The sequence below is a fragment of the Acinetobacter sp. YH01005 genome (assembly GCF_013420465.1).
Taxonomy (GTDB): domain Bacteria; phylum Pseudomonadota; class Gammaproteobacteria; order Pseudomonadales; family Moraxellaceae; genus Acinetobacter; species Acinetobacter amyesii.
Genome location: NZ_VOYA01000005.1, coordinates 143,983 through 161,007 on the forward strand (window position 1 = coordinate 143,983; position 17,025 = coordinate 161,007).

General features: G+C 40.0%; 17 protein-coding genes and 4 tRNA genes. 17 read left to right on the forward strand and 4 right to left on the reverse strand.

What is annotated here, in order from left to right:
- From FTT72_RS04700 to FTT72_RS04735, 8 genes are all read left to right on the forward strand, one after another.
- Window positions 1-588 carry a CvpA family protein gene (locus FTT72_RS04700; protein WP_078188866.1) on the forward strand — a complete coding sequence of 196 codons (588 nt, stop codon included), beginning with the start codon at window positions 1-3 and terminating at the stop codon, window positions 586-588.
- A gap of 24 nt (window positions 589-612) precedes the next feature.
- Window positions 613-2,151, forward strand: coding sequence for an amidophosphoribosyltransferase (purF, locus tag FTT72_RS04705; protein ID WP_078188865.1), 1,539 nt, complete (start codon window positions 613-615; stop codon window positions 2,149-2,151).
- 91 nt (window positions 2,152-2,242) lie between these two features.
- The gene (locus FTT72_RS04710; RefSeq protein WP_180063109.1) at window positions 2,243-4,132 is read left to right on the forward strand and encodes a M48 family metalloprotease; all 1,890 of its coding nucleotides are present in this window, start codon (window positions 2,243-2,245) and stop codon (window positions 4,130-4,132) included.
- Window positions 4,133-4,306: 174 nt separating this feature from the next.
- Window positions 4,307-4,954: a hypothetical protein gene (locus tag FTT72_RS04715; RefSeq protein ID WP_180177948.1), complete on the forward strand. Its 648-nt coding sequence runs from the start codon at window positions 4,307-4,309 to the stop codon at window positions 4,952-4,954.
- 20 nt (window positions 4,955-4,974) lie between these two features.
- The gene (locus FTT72_RS04720; RefSeq protein ID WP_180170684.1) at window positions 4,975-5,946 is read left to right on the forward strand and encodes a D-glycerate dehydrogenase; all 972 of its coding nucleotides are present in this window, start codon (window positions 4,975-4,977) and stop codon (window positions 5,944-5,946) included.
- An 85-nt stretch (window positions 5,947-6,031) separates the two neighbouring features.
- Window positions 6,032-7,471, forward strand: a complete 1,440-nt coding sequence (locus FTT72_RS04725; RefSeq protein WP_180119824.1) for a M48 family metalloprotease — start codon at window positions 6,032-6,034, stop codon at window positions 7,469-7,471.
- Between the two features lie 121 nt (window positions 7,472-7,592).
- Window positions 7,593-7,952 (forward strand): hypothetical protein, encoded by a 360-nt coding sequence (locus FTT72_RS04730; protein ID WP_168378953.1) that lies wholly within the window; start codon window positions 7,593-7,595, stop codon window positions 7,950-7,952.
- Window positions 7,953-7,999: 47 nt separating this feature from the next.
- Entirely contained in the window at window positions 8,000-8,503 is a 504-nt protein-coding gene (locus FTT72_RS04735; protein WP_180177949.1) for a GNAT family N-acetyltransferase, read from the forward strand.
- Window positions 8,504-8,670: 167 nt separating this feature from the next.
- Here FTT72_RS04735 and FTT72_RS04740 read toward each other — a convergent pair whose 3' ends face one another.
- Both FTT72_RS04740 and rpsU read right to left on the reverse strand, forming a co-directional pair.
- On the reverse strand, window positions 8,671-9,117 hold the full coding sequence (locus tag FTT72_RS04740) for a GatB/YqeY domain-containing protein (protein ID WP_078193617.1): 447 nt from the start codon (window positions 9,115-9,117) through the stop codon (window positions 8,671-8,673).
- A 39-nt stretch (window positions 9,118-9,156) separates the two neighbouring features.
- A complete protein-coding gene (gene rpsU / locus FTT72_RS04745) occupies window positions 9,157-9,372 on the reverse strand; it encodes a 30S ribosomal protein S21 (protein ID WP_001136722.1) in 216 nt (71 codons plus the stop codon).
- A gap of 146 nt (window positions 9,373-9,518) precedes the next feature.
- Here rpsU and tsaD point away from each other — a divergent pair, with 146 nt between their 5' ends.
- From tsaD to FTT72_RS16250, 3 genes are all read left to right on the forward strand, one after another.
- Entirely contained in the window at window positions 9,519-10,535 is a 1,017-nt protein-coding gene (gene tsaD / locus FTT72_RS04750) for a tRNA (adenosine(37)-N6)-threonylcarbamoyltransferase complex transferase subunit TsaD (protein ID WP_180108786.1), read from the forward strand.
- A gap of 124 nt (window positions 10,536-10,659) precedes the next feature.
- The gene (locus FTT72_RS16245) at window positions 10,660-11,097 is read left to right on the forward strand and encodes a hypothetical protein (protein WP_257233398.1); all 438 of its coding nucleotides are present in this window, start codon (window positions 10,660-10,662) and stop codon (window positions 11,095-11,097) included.
- Between the two features lie 6 nt (window positions 11,098-11,103).
- Complete coding sequence (locus FTT72_RS16250) at window positions 11,104-11,988, forward strand: esterase-like activity of phytase family protein (protein WP_373684060.1); 885 nt, start codon at window positions 11,104-11,106, stop codon at window positions 11,986-11,988.
- A gap of 153 nt (window positions 11,989-12,141) precedes the next feature.
- On the opposite strand, the gene FTT72_RS04760 is transcribed toward FTT72_RS16250, so the two are convergent.
- Window positions 12,142-13,020, reverse strand: coding sequence for an ATP-binding protein (locus FTT72_RS04760; protein ID WP_180054514.1), 879 nt, complete (start codon window positions 13,018-13,020; stop codon window positions 12,142-12,144).
- 189 nt (window positions 13,021-13,209) lie between these two features.
- Here FTT72_RS04760 and FTT72_RS04765 point away from each other — a divergent pair, with 189 nt between their 5' ends.
- The 6 genes from FTT72_RS04765 to FTT72_RS04790 all read left to right on the forward strand — a co-directional run bounded on the left by FTT72_RS04765 (window position 13,210) and on the right by FTT72_RS04790 (window position 16,105).
- Complete coding sequence (locus tag FTT72_RS04765; RefSeq protein ID WP_180054512.1) at window positions 13,210-14,721, forward strand: DUF3336 domain-containing protein; 1,512 nt, start codon at window positions 13,210-13,212, stop codon at window positions 14,719-14,721.
- Window positions 14,699-15,523, forward strand: a complete 825-nt coding sequence (locus FTT72_RS04770; RefSeq protein WP_180054510.1) for a protein kinase — start codon at window positions 14,699-14,701, stop codon at window positions 15,521-15,523. Before FTT72_RS04765 ends, FTT72_RS04770 begins: the two co-directional genes overlap by 23 nt.
- A gap of 107 nt (window positions 15,524-15,630) precedes the next feature.
- A tRNA-Leu gene (locus tag FTT72_RS04775) sits at window positions 15,631-15,715 on the forward strand.
- 37 nt (window positions 15,716-15,752) lie between these two features.
- A tRNA-Trp gene (locus FTT72_RS04780) sits at window positions 15,753-15,826 on the forward strand.
- Window positions 15,827-15,862: 36 nt separating this feature from the next.
- A tRNA-Leu gene (locus FTT72_RS04785) sits at window positions 15,863-15,947 on the forward strand.
- Between the two features lie 73 nt (window positions 15,948-16,020).
- A tRNA-Leu gene (locus tag FTT72_RS04790) sits at window positions 16,021-16,105 on the forward strand.
- A gap of 312 nt (window positions 16,106-16,417) precedes the next feature.
- On the opposite strand, the gene FTT72_RS04795 is transcribed toward FTT72_RS04790, so the two are convergent.
- The gene (locus tag FTT72_RS04795; protein WP_078188846.1) at window positions 16,418-16,621 is read right to left on the reverse strand and encodes a hypothetical protein; all 204 of its coding nucleotides are present in this window, start codon (window positions 16,619-16,621) and stop codon (window positions 16,418-16,420) included.
- Window positions 16,622-17,025 lie beyond the last annotated feature (404 nt).

A 17,025-nucleotide genomic window follows, 5' to 3' on the forward strand; every position in this document is an offset into this window, starting at 1 on the left:
ATGAATACCATTGATATCTTTATACTGATTATTTTGCTCATTGGAGGGCTTAACGGTTTGCGTCAAGGATTTGTAAAAGCCTTTGCGAACTTCATTGGATGGATTCTTGCACTTGTCATTGCGGCAAAGTATGCAACCGTCCTTGCACCTTCGATGACATCTTTAAGTACAGATCCAGTGGTACAGAAGATTGCCGCGTTCGCATTTATTGTATTGTTGATTGTAGTCATGACTTGGGTCGCGACATGGTTATTGAACAGTATTTTGAAAACATTAAAGCTTGGTCCTCTAAATCGACTGGCAGGTGGTGTTTTCGGAAGCTTAAAAGGATTGTTGGTGGTGTTGATCACTATGCAGGGACTAGGTCCTTGGGTGGAAAGTTCACCACATTGGAAACAATCTAAAATGGTTCAGTCATTATTGCCATATGCGCCTTGGGCAACCGAATTGTCCAAAGATGCTGCAAATCAAGCACTTCATCATATTCAGTCTGAAGATGCTCAGAAATCTTCAGACCTACCATCTGAGTCGCAGAACAAGCACGGACGTTCTGGATCGGGTGAGTCAACAAATAATCCTTTTTATTAACCCTAGCTTGTCTGCGAGGTTGCTATGTGTGGAGTAGTTGGTATAGCTGGTAAATCACCTGTTAACCAAATGTTGTTTGATGCGTTAACGATGTTACAACATCGTGGACAGGATGCAGCCGGGATCGTAACTTGTCAGGATGGTCGTTTATTCCTGCGTAAAGATACGGGTATGGTGCGTGATGTGTTCCACACACGTCATATGCGTGCATTACAGGGTAATTATGGTATTGGCCATGTTCGTTACCCAACTGCTGGTTCTTCAAGCAGTGCTGAAGCTCAGCCATTCTATGTAAACTCACCTTATGGCATCACGCTTGCACATAACGGTAACTTAACCAATGCTGCTGAAATTCATGATGACTTGTTCACGACTGACTTACGTCACATGAACACCGATTCAGACTCAGAAGTATTGTTAAACGTATTTGCTCACGAATTGCAAAAACGCGCAAAACTTACACCAAGCGCTGAAGATGTATTCCACGTGGTTTCACGTGTGCATGAACGTTGCAAAGGTGGTTATGCGGTTGTTGCTATGATCACAGGTCAGGGCCTTGTGGGTTTCCGTGATCCAAATGGTATTCGTCCATTGATCTACGGTTCGCGTGAGACTGAAAATGGTATGGAATATATCATTGCGTCTGAATCTGTCGCAATTACAGCGCTCGGCTTTAAGGTTGAACGTGATATTGCACCGGGTGAAGCAATTTATATTACTGCTGATGGCGTGATGTCGACCAAGCAGTGCGCAGTAGCCCCTGAATATCGTCCTTGTATCTTTGAATACGTTTATTTTGCGCGTCCAGATGCGACTATTGATGGTATTTCAGTTTACAAAGCACGTTTGAAAATGGGCGAAAAACTTGCTCAGAAAATTCTGCGTGAATGGGGTGATGAGCACGATATCGATGTCGTGATCCCAATTCCTGATACTTCACGTACTTCTGCGCTCGAGCTTGCAAATACCTTAGGTGTGAAATTCCGTGAAGGCTTCATGAAGAACCGTTATATCGGTCGTACCTTCATTATGCCCGGTCAGCAACTTCGTAAGAAATCTGTGCGTCAAAAGCTTAACCCTGTAGAGCTAGAGTTCCAAGGCAAAAACGTACTATTGGTCGATGACTCGATTGTTCGTGGTACAACTTGTAACGAAATCATTCAAATGGCGCGTGATGCGGGTGCGAAAAAAGTATTCTTTGCGTCTGCTGCACCGATGGTGAAATATCCAAACGTGTACGGTATTGACATGCCAGCCAAATCTGAACTGATTGCGTCTGAACGAAGTGTAGAAGAAATTCGTGAAATTATTGGTGCTGATCGCCTAATTTTCCAAGATTTGGAAGATTTGAAATCTGCAGTACGCACCAAGAAAGTCCCTGAGTTACAGGACTTTGATTGCTCGGTATTTGATGGTAAATATGTGGCAGGCGGTATTGATGCTGAATATTTGGCAGCTTTAGAGCGTAAGCGTAATGACTCTGCAAAAAATGAAAAGCCAGCCTATATTGATGTTAACATTGATGCAGCTTCTGTGGATTTAACAGGTGTTCGCGAAGAATAATCTGCTGAAAACACACTGAAAAAGCGGGAATTTCCCGCTTTTTTCATTTATGATGAGCAAACAAAAGACAATGTAGCTTAAGGGTATTACATTGAGACGTGTGGGTTATGATTTTATAAAAAACAAAAATATGTTTTGGCCTGTCACCATGTGTATGGCGGCAGTGTTTTTGACCGTCGCAATTATTAATGTAATTGTCGGTTTAATTGTGGATTATTATGATTCCACTCAGTCTATCTATTGGCATGTTCTTAGCCCATTTTTAGTGGCTGCTGTACTGCTGATTATGTTGGTTTCAGTTCTCTATGATTTTTACACCTTTCGCTTAGGTGGTTATTCACTTGCTAAACAGTTGGGTGCGCGTCGTCTGAGTCTGATAGAAAGTATTCCTGAAGAAAGTGTTGCACTGCGTATGACGGAGCAGCTGGCAGATACCTTTCTAATCGATACTCCTGCACTTTATGTCTTACCCGATGAAGTGGGTGTAAATGCACTCACCGCAGGTTTTAGCCCTCGAGATACATCGATCATTTTAACCTGGGGTGCATTACAAACCTTAGATGAGATGGAAATGTATGGTTTGCTGAGCCATGAATTTAATAAAATCTTGTCAGGGGAAGCTGCGGAAAATACCCGTTTGAAAATCTTATATAGCGGTTTGACGACCTTTAGTCAGTGGGGTAGTAAAATTGCAAAACGTGGTTTCTATAAAAATGGACAAGCACGGGACAATAAGTTTGAAACCCTCTTTGTAGCGATTGGCGCGGTCATTTGGTTGATCGGAAGCTTGGGTGTTTTGATTTCCCGCTTTATTAAATATATCTCTTTGGGTTCTCGAACCTATCGCAATGATCAGAAAACCAAACGTCTGATTCAAAATGATGCCAATATTCAAACCTTATTAAGGATTTATGTGCATCATTCAGGTTCGCAAATTCATAGTGAATATGCGGAATCGATTTCTCATATGTGTTTTGCAAACTCACTCAGTCCGCAAAACTGGATGAATATTCACCCAAGTATTGAACAGCGTATTTTTGAATTAAATCCGGCGCTCATTCATGACCTGCAACTAGAAAATTTAAAAAAACTGCGAAACCAGCCGCTATTTTATTTATTCCGTTCACTAGAAGAAGCTAGTCCAGATGTTGCAACACCATGGAACTCGCCACAACCATTACCTTTACTGCGCTTGTCACCGATTAGTTTTGCGATACGAGATGCAATTAAACCGTTGAACCCTGAGATTCGTGAAAATTGGCAGCGGCCTGAATTGATCCAACGTGCCTTGCAAACAGCAACGGGTTCGCGTGAGGTGATGGTTGCTATTTTAATGATTCGTCAGTATCGAGAGTTTATTCCGACTGAAGCTGAAGTGAGTCGTGCGATTGTAGATGCATTATTGAATCTTGATGGTCGTGTGCATATCTCAATTTTTCATGAGGCATGTAAAAATATTGGTACCATGCCAGCAACAATTTCACGGCAGTTCTTAACCAAGCTGGCCAAAATTATTCAGGAAGATGGTGAAATTGGTTTGCTCGATGCATTACTACTTGAAACAGTCAAATATGAGTTAAATCTGTTGCCTGCACATACACCTACATCTTTAGAAGATGTAAAACCGAGTATTGTGCGTTTGATTGATGCCTTGTTGCATGTGCAACAAATTAACAGTGATAACCAACTCGAAGTGCGTGAAAAAATCCTCAATCGAATCTTAACGAAAGAAGAACTAGAGTTCTATCGCGATATTTCTGATGAGCCAATAGACTTGGCTGAAATCCTAAATGATATTTCAGGATTATTGCTGCGTGAGCGGTTAAGCATCCTTGGGGTTGCAGAAATATGTTTATGGAATGATCGAATTATCACGCAAGATGAGTTGGATGTTTTGCAGCTACTATATTGGCGTATTGGATTTGAATCAGTTGAGATAGTTGAACTAATGCAAAAGAAAAATAGTTTAATGATCGTATAATTGTTTATAGCGGTTTGATTTATGAATAAATTGTTTAATTTTAAGTCAAAAGTAGTCTGAGCAAGTCTACATAATCAATAGAGAAATAGAGTGGTCTAATTGATTTATAAAAGTTCAGCAAAACAGAGTGAATCCCGTTAGAATAACAAGCCTTGAATAGGTGAAAATGAAAGCATGATTGGGCATCAGCGAAGCATAATGGCGGCAATGGGAATTGATGTATGGATTCCTCAGGCGGCTCCGTGTCAGCAATTTAGCTCAAATATTTGGCGAGATCAGGCGGCTCCTGAAATAGTCTCTGAAATCCTACTCAAAAATGCGCCTCAGCCAACGCCTGTTCCATCACAGACTGAGCTTAAAAAGAACGTTGATGTTGTTATAAATCAACCTGTAGAAGCACCTAAAGATGAACCTAAGGGTGTTGAGCCTGTTGAAGTTCGTCCGATTGTTCAAATCCCTTCGTTTAACTTAGAAGCCATCTGTTTAATGCACTGTGTCATTGTCATTAATGCCACAGAATTAACTGCAGAGCAGCAAGTTTTGTGGAGCAATATTCAGCGCGCAGTCAGTGCAGATTTCTTTGCTTTACAGTGGCCGTTTGGTTGGGTGAATTTGCAAGATGGTCGTGGTGCAGCATCTTATGTGCAGGGCTTTATCGATGCGATGAGCTTGGATAAAAATGTTATTTGCTTAGGCGATATTCCGCATTTAGAGCATGCGAAGGTGTATCCACTGGCATCTTTACAGCAAATGATTGAACAGCCTTTATTGAAAAAACGCCTATGGCAATTTATGCAAAACAAGGCAGGACAAAATACTTAAATTACGTAAATGGAAAATTTATGCAAAAAAAAGTAGTGGTTTTTAGTCAAATAGAGCAAGAAATAATTCAACGTTTAGAACAGCAATTTAAAGTTTTCCAAATTAGCCCTAAATTGGGCGATGTGAATCAGCAAATTCTTGAGCATTCAAAAGATGCTGACGCCATGATCGGTGCGGGACGTTTGTTGAATGCCTCAAATTTAGCCCATGCATCACAATTAAAAGTCATCTCAAGTGTAAGTGTCGGTTATGACAACTATGATCTAGCATTTTTAAACCAAAAAAATATCTGGTTGAGCCACACTCCACATGTATTGACGGAAACTACAGCAGATTTAGCATTTACCTTGTTGATGAGTGCAGCACGTAAAGTGCCTGTATTGGATCAATGGACCAAACAAGGGCAGTGGAAGCGTACAGTGGGCCCTGAGCAATTTGGCATGGATGTCTTTGCTAAAACTATTGGTATTATTGGCTTAGGACATATTGGCGCAGCCATTGGGCGTCGTGCTCGCTACGGCTTTAATATGAATGTACTCTATCATAATCGCCGAGAAAAAATTGAATTGGCTGAATCTTTATCAGCGCAATATTGCGATTTGGATGATTTGTTGCAACGTGCTGACTTTGTGGTCGTTGCAGTGGATTTAAATGCAGAATCGAAAGCTTTAATTGGTGAACGTGAGTTGGCCTTGATGCAATCGCATGCGGTATTGGTCAATATTTCACGCGGTTCAGTGATTGATGAAGCCGCTTTAATCGATGCATTAAGTCGTGGTCAAATTTTTGCAGCAGGCTTAGATGTGTATGAGCAAGAGCCACTTCAAGAATCACCTTTATTTACATTAGCCAATGTCGTGACATTACCCCATGTGGGTTCAGCAACAGCGGCAACCCGTAAACGTATGGCAGAGTTGGCTTATCAAAATTTAGTGGATGTTTTGGTGCATGAACGCGCGCCACGCTATGTGGTTAATCCAAAATTTGAATAAACAATCACAACAGTTTTCTCCATAATTCACCAAAATTCAATGCTATATTCGATGAAGTACGAATATGAAATTTAGAGAATAGACTTTGAAAAAGATTTTACTGGCATGTGGTCTCGGGCTTTGTTCGACATTGGCGCAGACGCAGTCCGTAGATTTTAGTTCATCCCCACAATTTTCTGTGCCTGAAATTGGTAGTGGCGTCGGCTTGTTGGATCAACAAAAAGAACGTGCCATTGGTGAGAAGGTGTATCGTGAGGTGCATCGTCAACTTCCTGTGACTGAAAATCCGTGGATGGAAGATCGTCTTTTATCTGTCTTTACGCATATTTTGAGCCAAACCCAACTCAACCAACCGGTCGGATTGTTATTAATTAATGATCCACAAATTAATGCTTTTGCTGTACCGGGTGGTTTATTTGCATTAAATGCTGGATTAATTAATTCAGCTCGCAACATGGATGAAGTGGCAGGGGTGATGGCACATGAAATTGCACATGTCTCACAACGTCATTACAGTCGTTCACAAGAAGCCTTTAAAGGGCAAGGTTTATTGTCCCTAGCCGGTATCTTGGTCGGCGCCTTGGTGGCCTCACAGGCAGATGGTGATGTCGGTGCGGCTGTAATGATGGGTTCACAAGCCGCTTTGATGGATAAACAGCTAACCTATAGCCGAAACCAAGAACGTGAAGCAGACCGTATCGGGATGCAGTATATGTATCGTGCTGGATACAATCCGCAGAGCATGGCTGACTTCTTTGAAGTGATGCATCGCTCTACGAGTCGAGTGAGCTTTCTGCCTGATTTTTGGTTGACGCATCCTTTAACCACGGAGCGTATGAGCGAAGCGCGCTTACGTGCCAATCAGTTGCCTCAAGTTAAAACCAGTTTGGTTGATCAAGATTTTGAAATTCTGCGCTGGTATAGTCGAGTATTGTCAGGTCAGGCGACTGAATTGCAATTAAATGCGATGGTGGCGCAAAAGAATTATGCAGCTGAGTTGGCTTTGGTGAGCTTGCATATTAAGCAAGGTGACTTTAGTGCTGCTCAAAAGTTATTGAATGAAGCGGCAAAACAAAATGCATCGCATGCACTTTTTACTATTTTACAGACCGATGTGCTGTTGGGTCAAAACAAAACAGCCGATGCTGTGAACGCTGTGAAAAGTTCGGCAATCATCATGCCTGAAAATCGTGCATTAAATTATAAATATGCAGAGGCTTTGATTCGAAACAAAGAATATGCGCAAGCACAACTGATTCTACAGCGATTTTTACAAGCAAATCCACGTGACTTGAGTGGTTGGCGACTGATGTTGCAAATGGCTGATGCAGACAAAGACGCAAGCTTCCGTTCAGTCAATGTACTACGATATCGAGCTGAAGTAGAGTATTGGGGTGGGGATGAAGAACGCGCGATTAAATCTTTGCTACAGGCGCAGCGCATCGCCAAAGACTCGAAAAGTCTTGCTGCGAAAATCAAGCAGCGTGTGGACGAAATGCAAAATGAACGGAAATTAAAAATATAAAGATTTCAAATGTGATGCACTTATCTATGTCGATTATAAAGTGCAAATTGTAGTTTTAATGGTTTAGATTAATCAGTGTAAACTAGCTGGATGTAAAATGTTTATGATTAAGAACTTACAAATGAAAAATATAATTTTAGCGGCCTGTCTGTTGGGCTTAGCAACGAATATTGCAGCAGCGAGCGCAGAGCAATATGTGATCGCTGTGAATGATATTAACGAAAAATATAAAACCGATGTACGCCAATTTTTTAGTCAGTTAGACCCGCAGCAACAGGGATTTAAAGCAGACCAGCAAGTGAAATACTGCGGTATTGTTCAGACTTATGTGAATGATCTTTATCGTGCGGCAGATGAAAATCGCGCATTTTTAGATCGTGAGTACCGTAATATGAATAAGCAGGATGTGATTCAGCAGGTGATCGCATCAAAAGAGATGCAATTATTAAAAAAATATAATGTGCAATGTGCCCTAAATTAAAAATAAATTTATAAGCATTTTAAATCATTACGAGAAACTGAATAAAAATGAAACTCGATGATTTTGATATGAGTCATGGCAGAATCACGCTTCAGTTGATTCAGCGCCACGATGCAAAAGCACTTTATGAGGCTATTTGTCAAAGTATAGAAACCTTACGAATGTTTCCTGCAAGTTTGGTTTGGTCCTTACAAGAACCTAATTTAGATGCTTCATTGGCATTTTGTGATTCGAGGGTGTTGGCTGCGTTAAATCAGGAAAATTTTGTTTACGTGATTCGTGAGCAACAGTCGCATAACTTTTTAGGTGTCATGGATATTCATCAAATCAATTGGATGGAAAACCAAGCTGCTGTTGGGTTTTGGGGAAATGTTGAATTTAAAGGGCAGGGTTTGATGACTGAAGCCTTGCAGTTATTTGTGGATCAATTATTAAATGGTCTAGGATTTCAGCAATTAAACGCTTTTGTAGATGTGGAAAACAAGCGAGCGCGACGTCTATGTGAACGAGCAAATTTTAAATTGATTGAAATCGATGAAGCGGCAATTTAAAATCCAGTAGATGGAAGTTGGCGAGATATTTGTAAGTATGAAATCGTTAGATGATAAAGAAAAAATAAATGATGTGTGGATTTGAATTTTTTTTGAATTTGGATAATTTGGCTATTTAAGTCATCAGCGTACTTAAATAGACCAAATCAAACAATATAGATGAAAGATTAAGAGAGTTTCGCTTTAATTTTAGCTGAAACTTGTGCAGGATCGGCACGTCCGGCTATGAGCGGACGTAGAGAGTTCATCACCTTACCCATATCTTTCATGCTAGTAGCTTCTTGCGCAGTAATTGTTTGCGCAATGATGGAATCAAGTTCTTCCTCAGTCATAGCTTCTGGTAGAAATTGAGATAACACCTCAATCTCGGCTTGTTCCTTACTAGCTAAATCATCTCGATTTGCACCTAAAAAGGCTTTAACCGATTCTTTGCGTTGTTTGATTTGCTTTTCAATGACCGCAAGAACTTGCTTATCGTCAAGCTCTATGCGCTCATCGACTTCGATTTGCTTGATTGCTGCCTGTAGACTACGTATTACCGTTAACTTGTCCATTTCTTTAGCACGCATAGCGGCTTTTAAAACTTCAGTTATTTGGTTTTTTAAAGTAGTCATTTATCTTGTCCAGGTTAGTCAATCAATCACAAATTAATCTTAGTAAAGGCGAGTAGTACGTACTGATTCGCGAGCCAATTTCTTTTGGTAGCGTTTAACAGCAGCAGCTTTTTTACGTTTACGTTCTTGAGTTGGTTTTTCGTAGAATTCACGTTTACGAACGTCAGCAAGAACACCCGCTTTTTCGCATGAACGTTTGAAACGACGGATAGCTACGTCTACTGGTTCGCCTTCTTTCAATTTAACTTGTGGCATGAAGAATCCTCATTAAGTTATGGATAAGATCTCGGGTCGAATTACCCTTGATCACAAGTGAAGGTCGGTATTTTACTCATTTACATCTCATATCACAAGTCTATAATAGGTTTCGCAATATTATGAAATGGGCAAAAGGCAGTTTAATGATCGTTTTAGGCTTGGAAACTTCGTGTGATGAAACAGGACTCGCACTCTACGATAGTGAGCAAGGATTACGCGGACAAGTATTGTATAGCCAAATCAAACTGCATGCAGAATATGGTGGTGTGGTACCTGAATTAGCTTCACGTGACCATGTGCGTAAGTTAATTCCGTTATTAAAACAATTGCTTGAAGAAAGTAAAGTTGATAAATCAGAAATTGATGCAATTGCATATACTCGCGGGCCGGGCTTGATGGGTGCATTAATGACAGGCGCATTGTTTGGTCGTACGTTGGCATTTGCACTGAATAAACCTGCAATTGGTGTACATCATATGGAAGGTCATATGTTGGCGCCGCTGTTGTCTAAAACTCCACCAGAATTTCCATTTGTGGCACTTTTAGTCTCTGGCGGACATACTCAATTGATGGCTGCTTATGGAATTGGTCAATATGAATTATTGGGTGAGTCGATTGATGATGCAGCAGGTGAGGCATTCGATAAAGTCGCTAAAATGATGGGTCTACCATACCCAGGTGGTCCAAATATTTCGAAATTGGCGATCAATGGCGACATCAATGCCTTTGAATTTCCACGTCCAATGCTACACCAAGGTTTAGATTTTTCATTTAGTGGTTTAAAAACTGCCGTTTCAGTTCAATTGAAAAAAGTTGAAGGCGAAGGTCGTGAGGCGGATATCGCTGCATCATTCCAAGAAGCGTTGGTTGATACATTGGTGAAAAAATCAGTGAAAGCCTTAAAACAAACTGGTTTAAAACGTTTAGTTATTGCCGGTGGTGTAAGTGCAAACAAGCGTTTACGTGAGCGCTTAGAAGCTGACTTGGCAAAAATCCGTGCAAATGTGTTTTATGCAGAACCTGCACTGTGTACAGATAATGGTGCAATGATTGCATTTGCTGGTTATCAGCGTCTTAAAGCGGGTCAGCATGATGGTTTGTCTGTTACAACTACACCGCGTTGGCCGATGACTGAGTTGACTAATCCAAACGAAGCGTAAAAATCGTTTAAAAAGGAGGCTAAATTAGCCTCTTTTTTATTGTGTGTTTCAAAAAAGAGATTGTGGTTTTAGATCATTATTGTGGATATGATGGCTCAATAAATAATTAGAGCCATGTGAAATAATGACAAAAAATAATGAAGCTTTGGATCAATCAAAACCAAATCAAAGTCATATTGACCTAAAGAAATTTTACAAAGGTGTTTCTTTACCCTATGAAATTTTGGATATCCATAATATTCCAGATGGGGCAAAACAAGACCATTTTATCGAAATTCGTTGTGGAGGTTTTGGCTCGGAAATTTCACCACATCCCACTCAAAAATATCAATTTTATGCTCTTACGAATCGAGGTCCGAATACGACCTATGATGTGAATGGAGATAAAGGCAAGATATTCTTAGATCCAAGCTATACGCCAAAAATCGGGCTTTTTGAATTGCAGTTCGATGGATCGATTAAAAAATTGAAAGAAATCTTACTAAAAGATCCAACTGGGAGACCTATAACAGGTTTGCCAAATCGGCATTTTGGTGCAACAAAAGAAGTGGCTTATGATTAAAATGGTGTGGTTTTAGCAATTGGCACAGATGAATATGGTTTAGATTCTGAGGGCTTAGTTGCATTAAAAGATGGCACTTTTTGGGTGAGTGATGAATATGGGCCTCATCTTGTTCATTTTAATAGTGAAGGCTTGGAAATAGACCGTATTAATGCATACAAACAAGATGAGCGTTGCAAGTCGGGTTATTTTCTTCCAAATGAATTTGCCAACCGTAAGCAAAATCGGGGGATGGAAGGTCTGACGATTACACCTGATCAAAAAAAATTGGTCGGCATCATGCAATCGACGATGAGTAATCCAGATTCATCAGTCACAACATCGGACTTGGTTCGTATTGTGGTGGTCAATTTAGACGATGGGTCAATTGAACAATATCTATATCGGCAAGAACTTAAGTCAAACTCAAATACAGCCATTGTCGCGCTGAGTGAAACATGTTTTTTAGTGGCTGAACGTGATGATGATTTTTATAAAGATAATCCAAACGCTTTTAAACGAATCTATAAAATATATCTCGATGCGGCGACAAACCTAGAAAAAGTTCAACTAAGTGATCATTTTCAGCAAAATGAATCTTTAGGATTGCTCATTGATGGGCAAACACCTGAACAATATGTGCTTAATGAGGGGTGGGAGGCGCTAAAAAAATTAAATATTTTGCCTGTGGCAAAGAGCTTAGTTGTCGATTTAGTCGAAACTTTACATTATCCACACGATAAAGTTGAAGGCTTGTGGGTGATTGATGAACAGCATTTGGCAATTATAAATGATGATTATGGTTTTACAGAAACGGATGGGATCTTGGAGCAAAAATACCTTGATGCGGAGAAAAATGTGATTGATTGCAATACCTTATATGTGATTGGTCAACTCAATTTAGCGCCATAAGTGGTGTGTTCTTAATGATTTTCAAGAAATTGGTTCAATCAAGAGTTTATTAGCATTTAAAAGCAGCCAACGAGGATGTGGCTGCTTTTAGCTGAAATTGTCTGACTGGCTTTGCAGAACTTATATTTTCAGATCATAAAAATATTGTAGACGTTATTTTTCCAAAGCCTTTAGATTTTCAGACCCAATCCAATGCTTTGAAAACTGATAAGCAGCACGGCCTGAACGCTGCCCACGAGACTGACACCATCTTAAGGCTTCAGCACGAACTTCGCTGGTCATGGCTAAATCAGCCTTGGCAAGATAGTGTTCCACAATTTCGAGATATAAATTTTGATCCATTGGGTAAAACGACAGCCACATCCCAAAGCGGTCAGAAAGAGATATTTTTTCTTCGATAGCTTCTTGTGGATGGAGCTCAGTATATTGAGGCACATCTACCTTGGTTACAGGTGTGTTTTCATGCATGAATTCTGGCAATAAATGACGACGGTTACTGGTAGCATAAATAATAAAATTACTTGAACCTGATTGTAATGAACCATCCAAAACACTTTTTAAACTGCGATAGTTTTCATCTTCAGCATTGAATGCCAAATCATCACAATATACGATAAATTTTTCAGGGCGATTTTTAATTAAATTTTGGATTTCTGGTAAATCAGATAGATCATCACGCTCAATTTCAATTAAACGTAAACCTTGGTCTGCATAATGGGTGAGCAGAGCACGGACGATGGATGATTTACCTGTACCACGAGAGCCAGTGAGTAAAACATCATTGGCAGGTAAGCCTTTTAAAAACTGTAAAGTGTTTTGAATCACTTTTTCTTTTTGACGTTCAATTCCTTTTAAATCTTCTAAATACATGACTTTGGGCTGTTGAATGGCTTTAAGCTGTTTATCTTGCCATTTAAACGCGATACTCGAAAAATCGGGTGCTTGCTTCAGCTCAGGCAAACTGTGCTGTAGTTTTAAGAGTACAGTAGATAGCGATTGAAGGATATTGTCAGGTAAATCAATTGTAGCCATGATAAGTCAGCGTGTCGTGTCTTGTTGTTGGTTGGTATATGACAGCAGTGTACATCAATAATGCAGTTATAATCGCTGAAATATGTCAAAGTTTAATGATTGTTCAGGCAGATATGCGCTATTCGAACAACCAAAAAGTTGTTATAAATCTAGCTGAGGGAACAGTTTAAAGTGTGCTGAGGGATAGTCATGTTGTTTACAGGGTTTTCAAAAAGTATTAATCCACATCAGGCATATCGGATAAAAAAATTAAAGCGTCAGCTCGACTGTGCTGAATGTTATGAAGAATGGAAAGATATCGCACTTAAAATAGATGAAGAATCGGGTGCGCAAGAATGGAAACTCGATAATAGTTCACCGTATTTTGATGCAGAAATTATTACTCATCGTTTAGGGTTACTGAGACGATATCGTGCTCAGAAACGTACCCGAGATTTGATGTATATTTTAAGTGAAGGTTTAACTTATGATGTGGGCAATATTGCCCATCCCTTGCTGTTTACAGTAGCCTACGTCGGCACCAAAAAAATTATTGAAGACTATGTTGATGAGGTGAGTCAAAGTTTGGCTTTTATCGCATCTGAAGAATGCGTTTGTCTTGATGCTGCACAAAAAATTGAATTCTTTGAACAAAGCCAAAAAGCCTATGGACAACCTGTATTGATGTTTTCCGGCGGTTCAACTTTAGGCTTGTTTCATACCGGTGTGTGTAAAGCGCTGATGGAACAAGACCTCATGCCAAAAGTTTTGTCAGGTTCCAGTGCTGGCGCCATTATGACAGGGATGTTGGGTGTATCTAAACCGTCAGAATTTACCAATTTATTAAACGGACAAAACTTCTTTAGTGAGGCATTTCACTTTCGGAAATTGACTGAGTTAGTGCAGGGTAATGGCGGCTTGGCGGATGTAAAATATCTGAAAAAGTTTTTGGTTGAAAACTTAGGTGACTTAACTTTTTCCGAAGCCTATAAGCAATCTGGTCTGCATATCAATGTGGCAGTTGCGCCTTATGATGCATCACAAGATGCAAGAATTATGAATGCCTATACATCACCCGATTTGTTGGTATGGAGTGCAGTGCTGGCATCATGTGCAGTGCCCATTCTATTTCCACCGGTACGACTGACAAGTAAGCGTTATGACGGGCAATTTACGCCATATATGTCGGCAACACGTTGGGTAGATGGTAGTGTGCGCAGTGATTTCCCACAGGAGAAAATGGCACGTCTATATAATATTAATTATAGTATCGCCAGTCAGGTCAATCCGCATATTGTGCCGTTTATGCAGGATGATGCTGCACGCTTTCGTAAAAGCATGTTGAGTTGGCCTGAGCGGATCGTTCGTCGTCAAGGTAAGGTGATTAGTAAAGGGGTTATGGATTTTGCCCGTGAGCGCGCAGGAAGTATTCCACCTGTTAGACGTTTGCTTGATCATGGTTATGGCGTGATGGATCAGCGTTACTATGGTGATGTCAATATTGTGGGGAAATATGGCTTAAGACACTATAGTTATATGTTGCAAAATCCTCGACCTTATCTGTTTAAGGTATTGCAACGTGAAGGTGAAAGAGCCACATGGCCGAAGATTTCATTAATCGAAACGCAAGCCCGTATCGGTAAGACCATTCAGCATTGTTTGGAATTATTAAATTATCAAAATGAACCCAGCCAACGACATGCAGAGTTTATTGCGGTTTAAATCCACAGATTTAACGCAAATCATTTATGAGCCAAAAACCAAATCTAAAAGTTTGGTTTTTGGGCGTCGTCTATATCAATTTCAATTCAATCAACAACGTTATTGGCTCAAGGCGCAAGTCAGTGACAGCAGTCCTGAACATGTAGCTAGTTTTGGTCGTGAAATTGAGCTGTACCAACTATTTAGTCAAGCGTCTACACAAAACAGCATCACGCTACCTTTTCAAGTGATAAAACAGTCGCATCTCAGTATTCAGCAAGAGTCTATTGATCGCCTATTAATACTCCCGAATGCCGAGCCTTGGTTCGTACAGCCTGCATCGAATTTGAGCCTTGCGCAGGTGAGGCAAGTGCTATGGCAAGCACTCGATGTGGTTGAACGATTAAGCTTGCACGGTTGGATACATGCAGATTTAAAACAAGAGCATTTTGTGAATTGGCAGGGGCAGTGCAGGCTCATCGATTTTGAGCAAGCGCTCCCGTTGGCTGTTGACCAACAAAATGCCTTAACTGCGACACCACGTTATATGGCTCCAGAACTTTTCCATGGACAAGCAAAATCTTTGCACAGTGATATCTACGCTTTGGGGATTATTTTCTTGGAATGGCTGACATCACAGCGTTTGGAGGCAAAAAACTATCAAGATTGGGCCTATTTACATTGCCAACGCTTAAAGCTTGATCTGCCAATGCAATATCAAGGGTTTAGTCAGCTATTGCAACACATGTTGATGAAGCAAAAAAATGACAGATTGGTGGATTTTTATCGCTTAAAAAGCGACTTAGTTGCTGAATTTGCTTAAGAAAAATACAAAAAAAGCACTATTGTTTTTTATTTAAACAAACAAGATGCTTTTTTATAAAAAAGGCTTGTCATGTAGGGGTGATCTCTATAATATACACAGCCATCGGGGACGTGGCGAAATTGGTAGACGCACTGGATTTAGGTTCCAGCGCCGCGAGGTGTGAGAGTTCGAGTCTCTCCGTCCCCACCACTGAATTACTAAACATGAGTTTGGTAATGAAGGTCACAGAGGATTGGTGTAATGGTAGCATGACGGTCTCCAAAACCGTTCGTCAAGGTTCGAATCCTTGATCCTCTGCCAAGTTTTAAAAAGTCTGACATTGTCAGCAACCCTGTTGGGGACGTGGCGAAATTGGTAGACGCACTGGATTTAGGTTCCAGCGCCGCGAGGTGTGAGAGTTCGAGTCTCTCCGTCCCCACCACTTAATTTATTAAGTTGCCAAATAAACAGGTTTTTAAAACAAATTAAAGTCTGACATTGTCAGCACCCGAGTTGGGGACGTGGCGAAATTGGTAGACGCACTGGATTTAGGTTCCAGCGCCGCGAGGTGTGAGAGTTCGAGTCTCTCCGTCCCCACCATTAGATTAAGCAAGGTTTTATACCTTGCTTTTTTTGTTTTTGAAATGCGAAAAAATCAGTGTCTTAAACATGGTCTTTTCTGAAGACATAATCTAAAGAAATAAATCTAATGAAAGGAAAGATGATGAACCAAGAGATACAGCAAGATGTCTTATCTTGTTTTTTTATTGTCTGAAATTTCTCTCGTTAAAATGAATCAGTAAAACAAAGGTGAAAAAAAGCCCGAATATACGGGCAAATTTTGAAATGTGGATTCGAATCAATCGAATTAAATCATTTATTTCAAATCGTTCGAATAAATTATAGAGAAGATTACGCCTTTAAATGATCTTCAAACTCTTCACCGAGCTGCATGGCCAAAGCATTACCAGACAAATCTACAGTCACTAGACCATATTCTTTTTTAAAACTGAATGTAAATCCACGATTATCTGCCAATGTGCGAACAGAATATCCTAACTTTTCTAACCAAAGACGGAAGGCAACTAAATTTTTTGCTTTAACCACTTTTTTCACGAGCGAACTCCTTATCAATCATTAAAATATTAAATAGGGGTGTCAAAATATTTTTTAAAGGGGAAATGGAAAACTTTTATTTAAAATATGAAATTTTGATGGATAAATAAACAGATTATCGGCTTGTAAACTGTATAAACTCATTTAACTTGCTGTTTTATAAAAAGCTAAACTTAATGTAAGTAAATATAACGTATTTTAAAAATTTGGTTTTTAACTGCTGGCTTAAAATCTGTCCTATGTGCATAGAGAAGCTGTGCGCAAAATAATCGATTGCTTAACTTAAATCACAGTGGATAAGGTGTGCGGTATTGATTGCAAAAATGCGGCTTATTCAAAGCCTAATTCGCTGGATAGGTGAGCTTGCAAAGCTATTTCTCATCAAGATTTGTCGAAATGCTTTT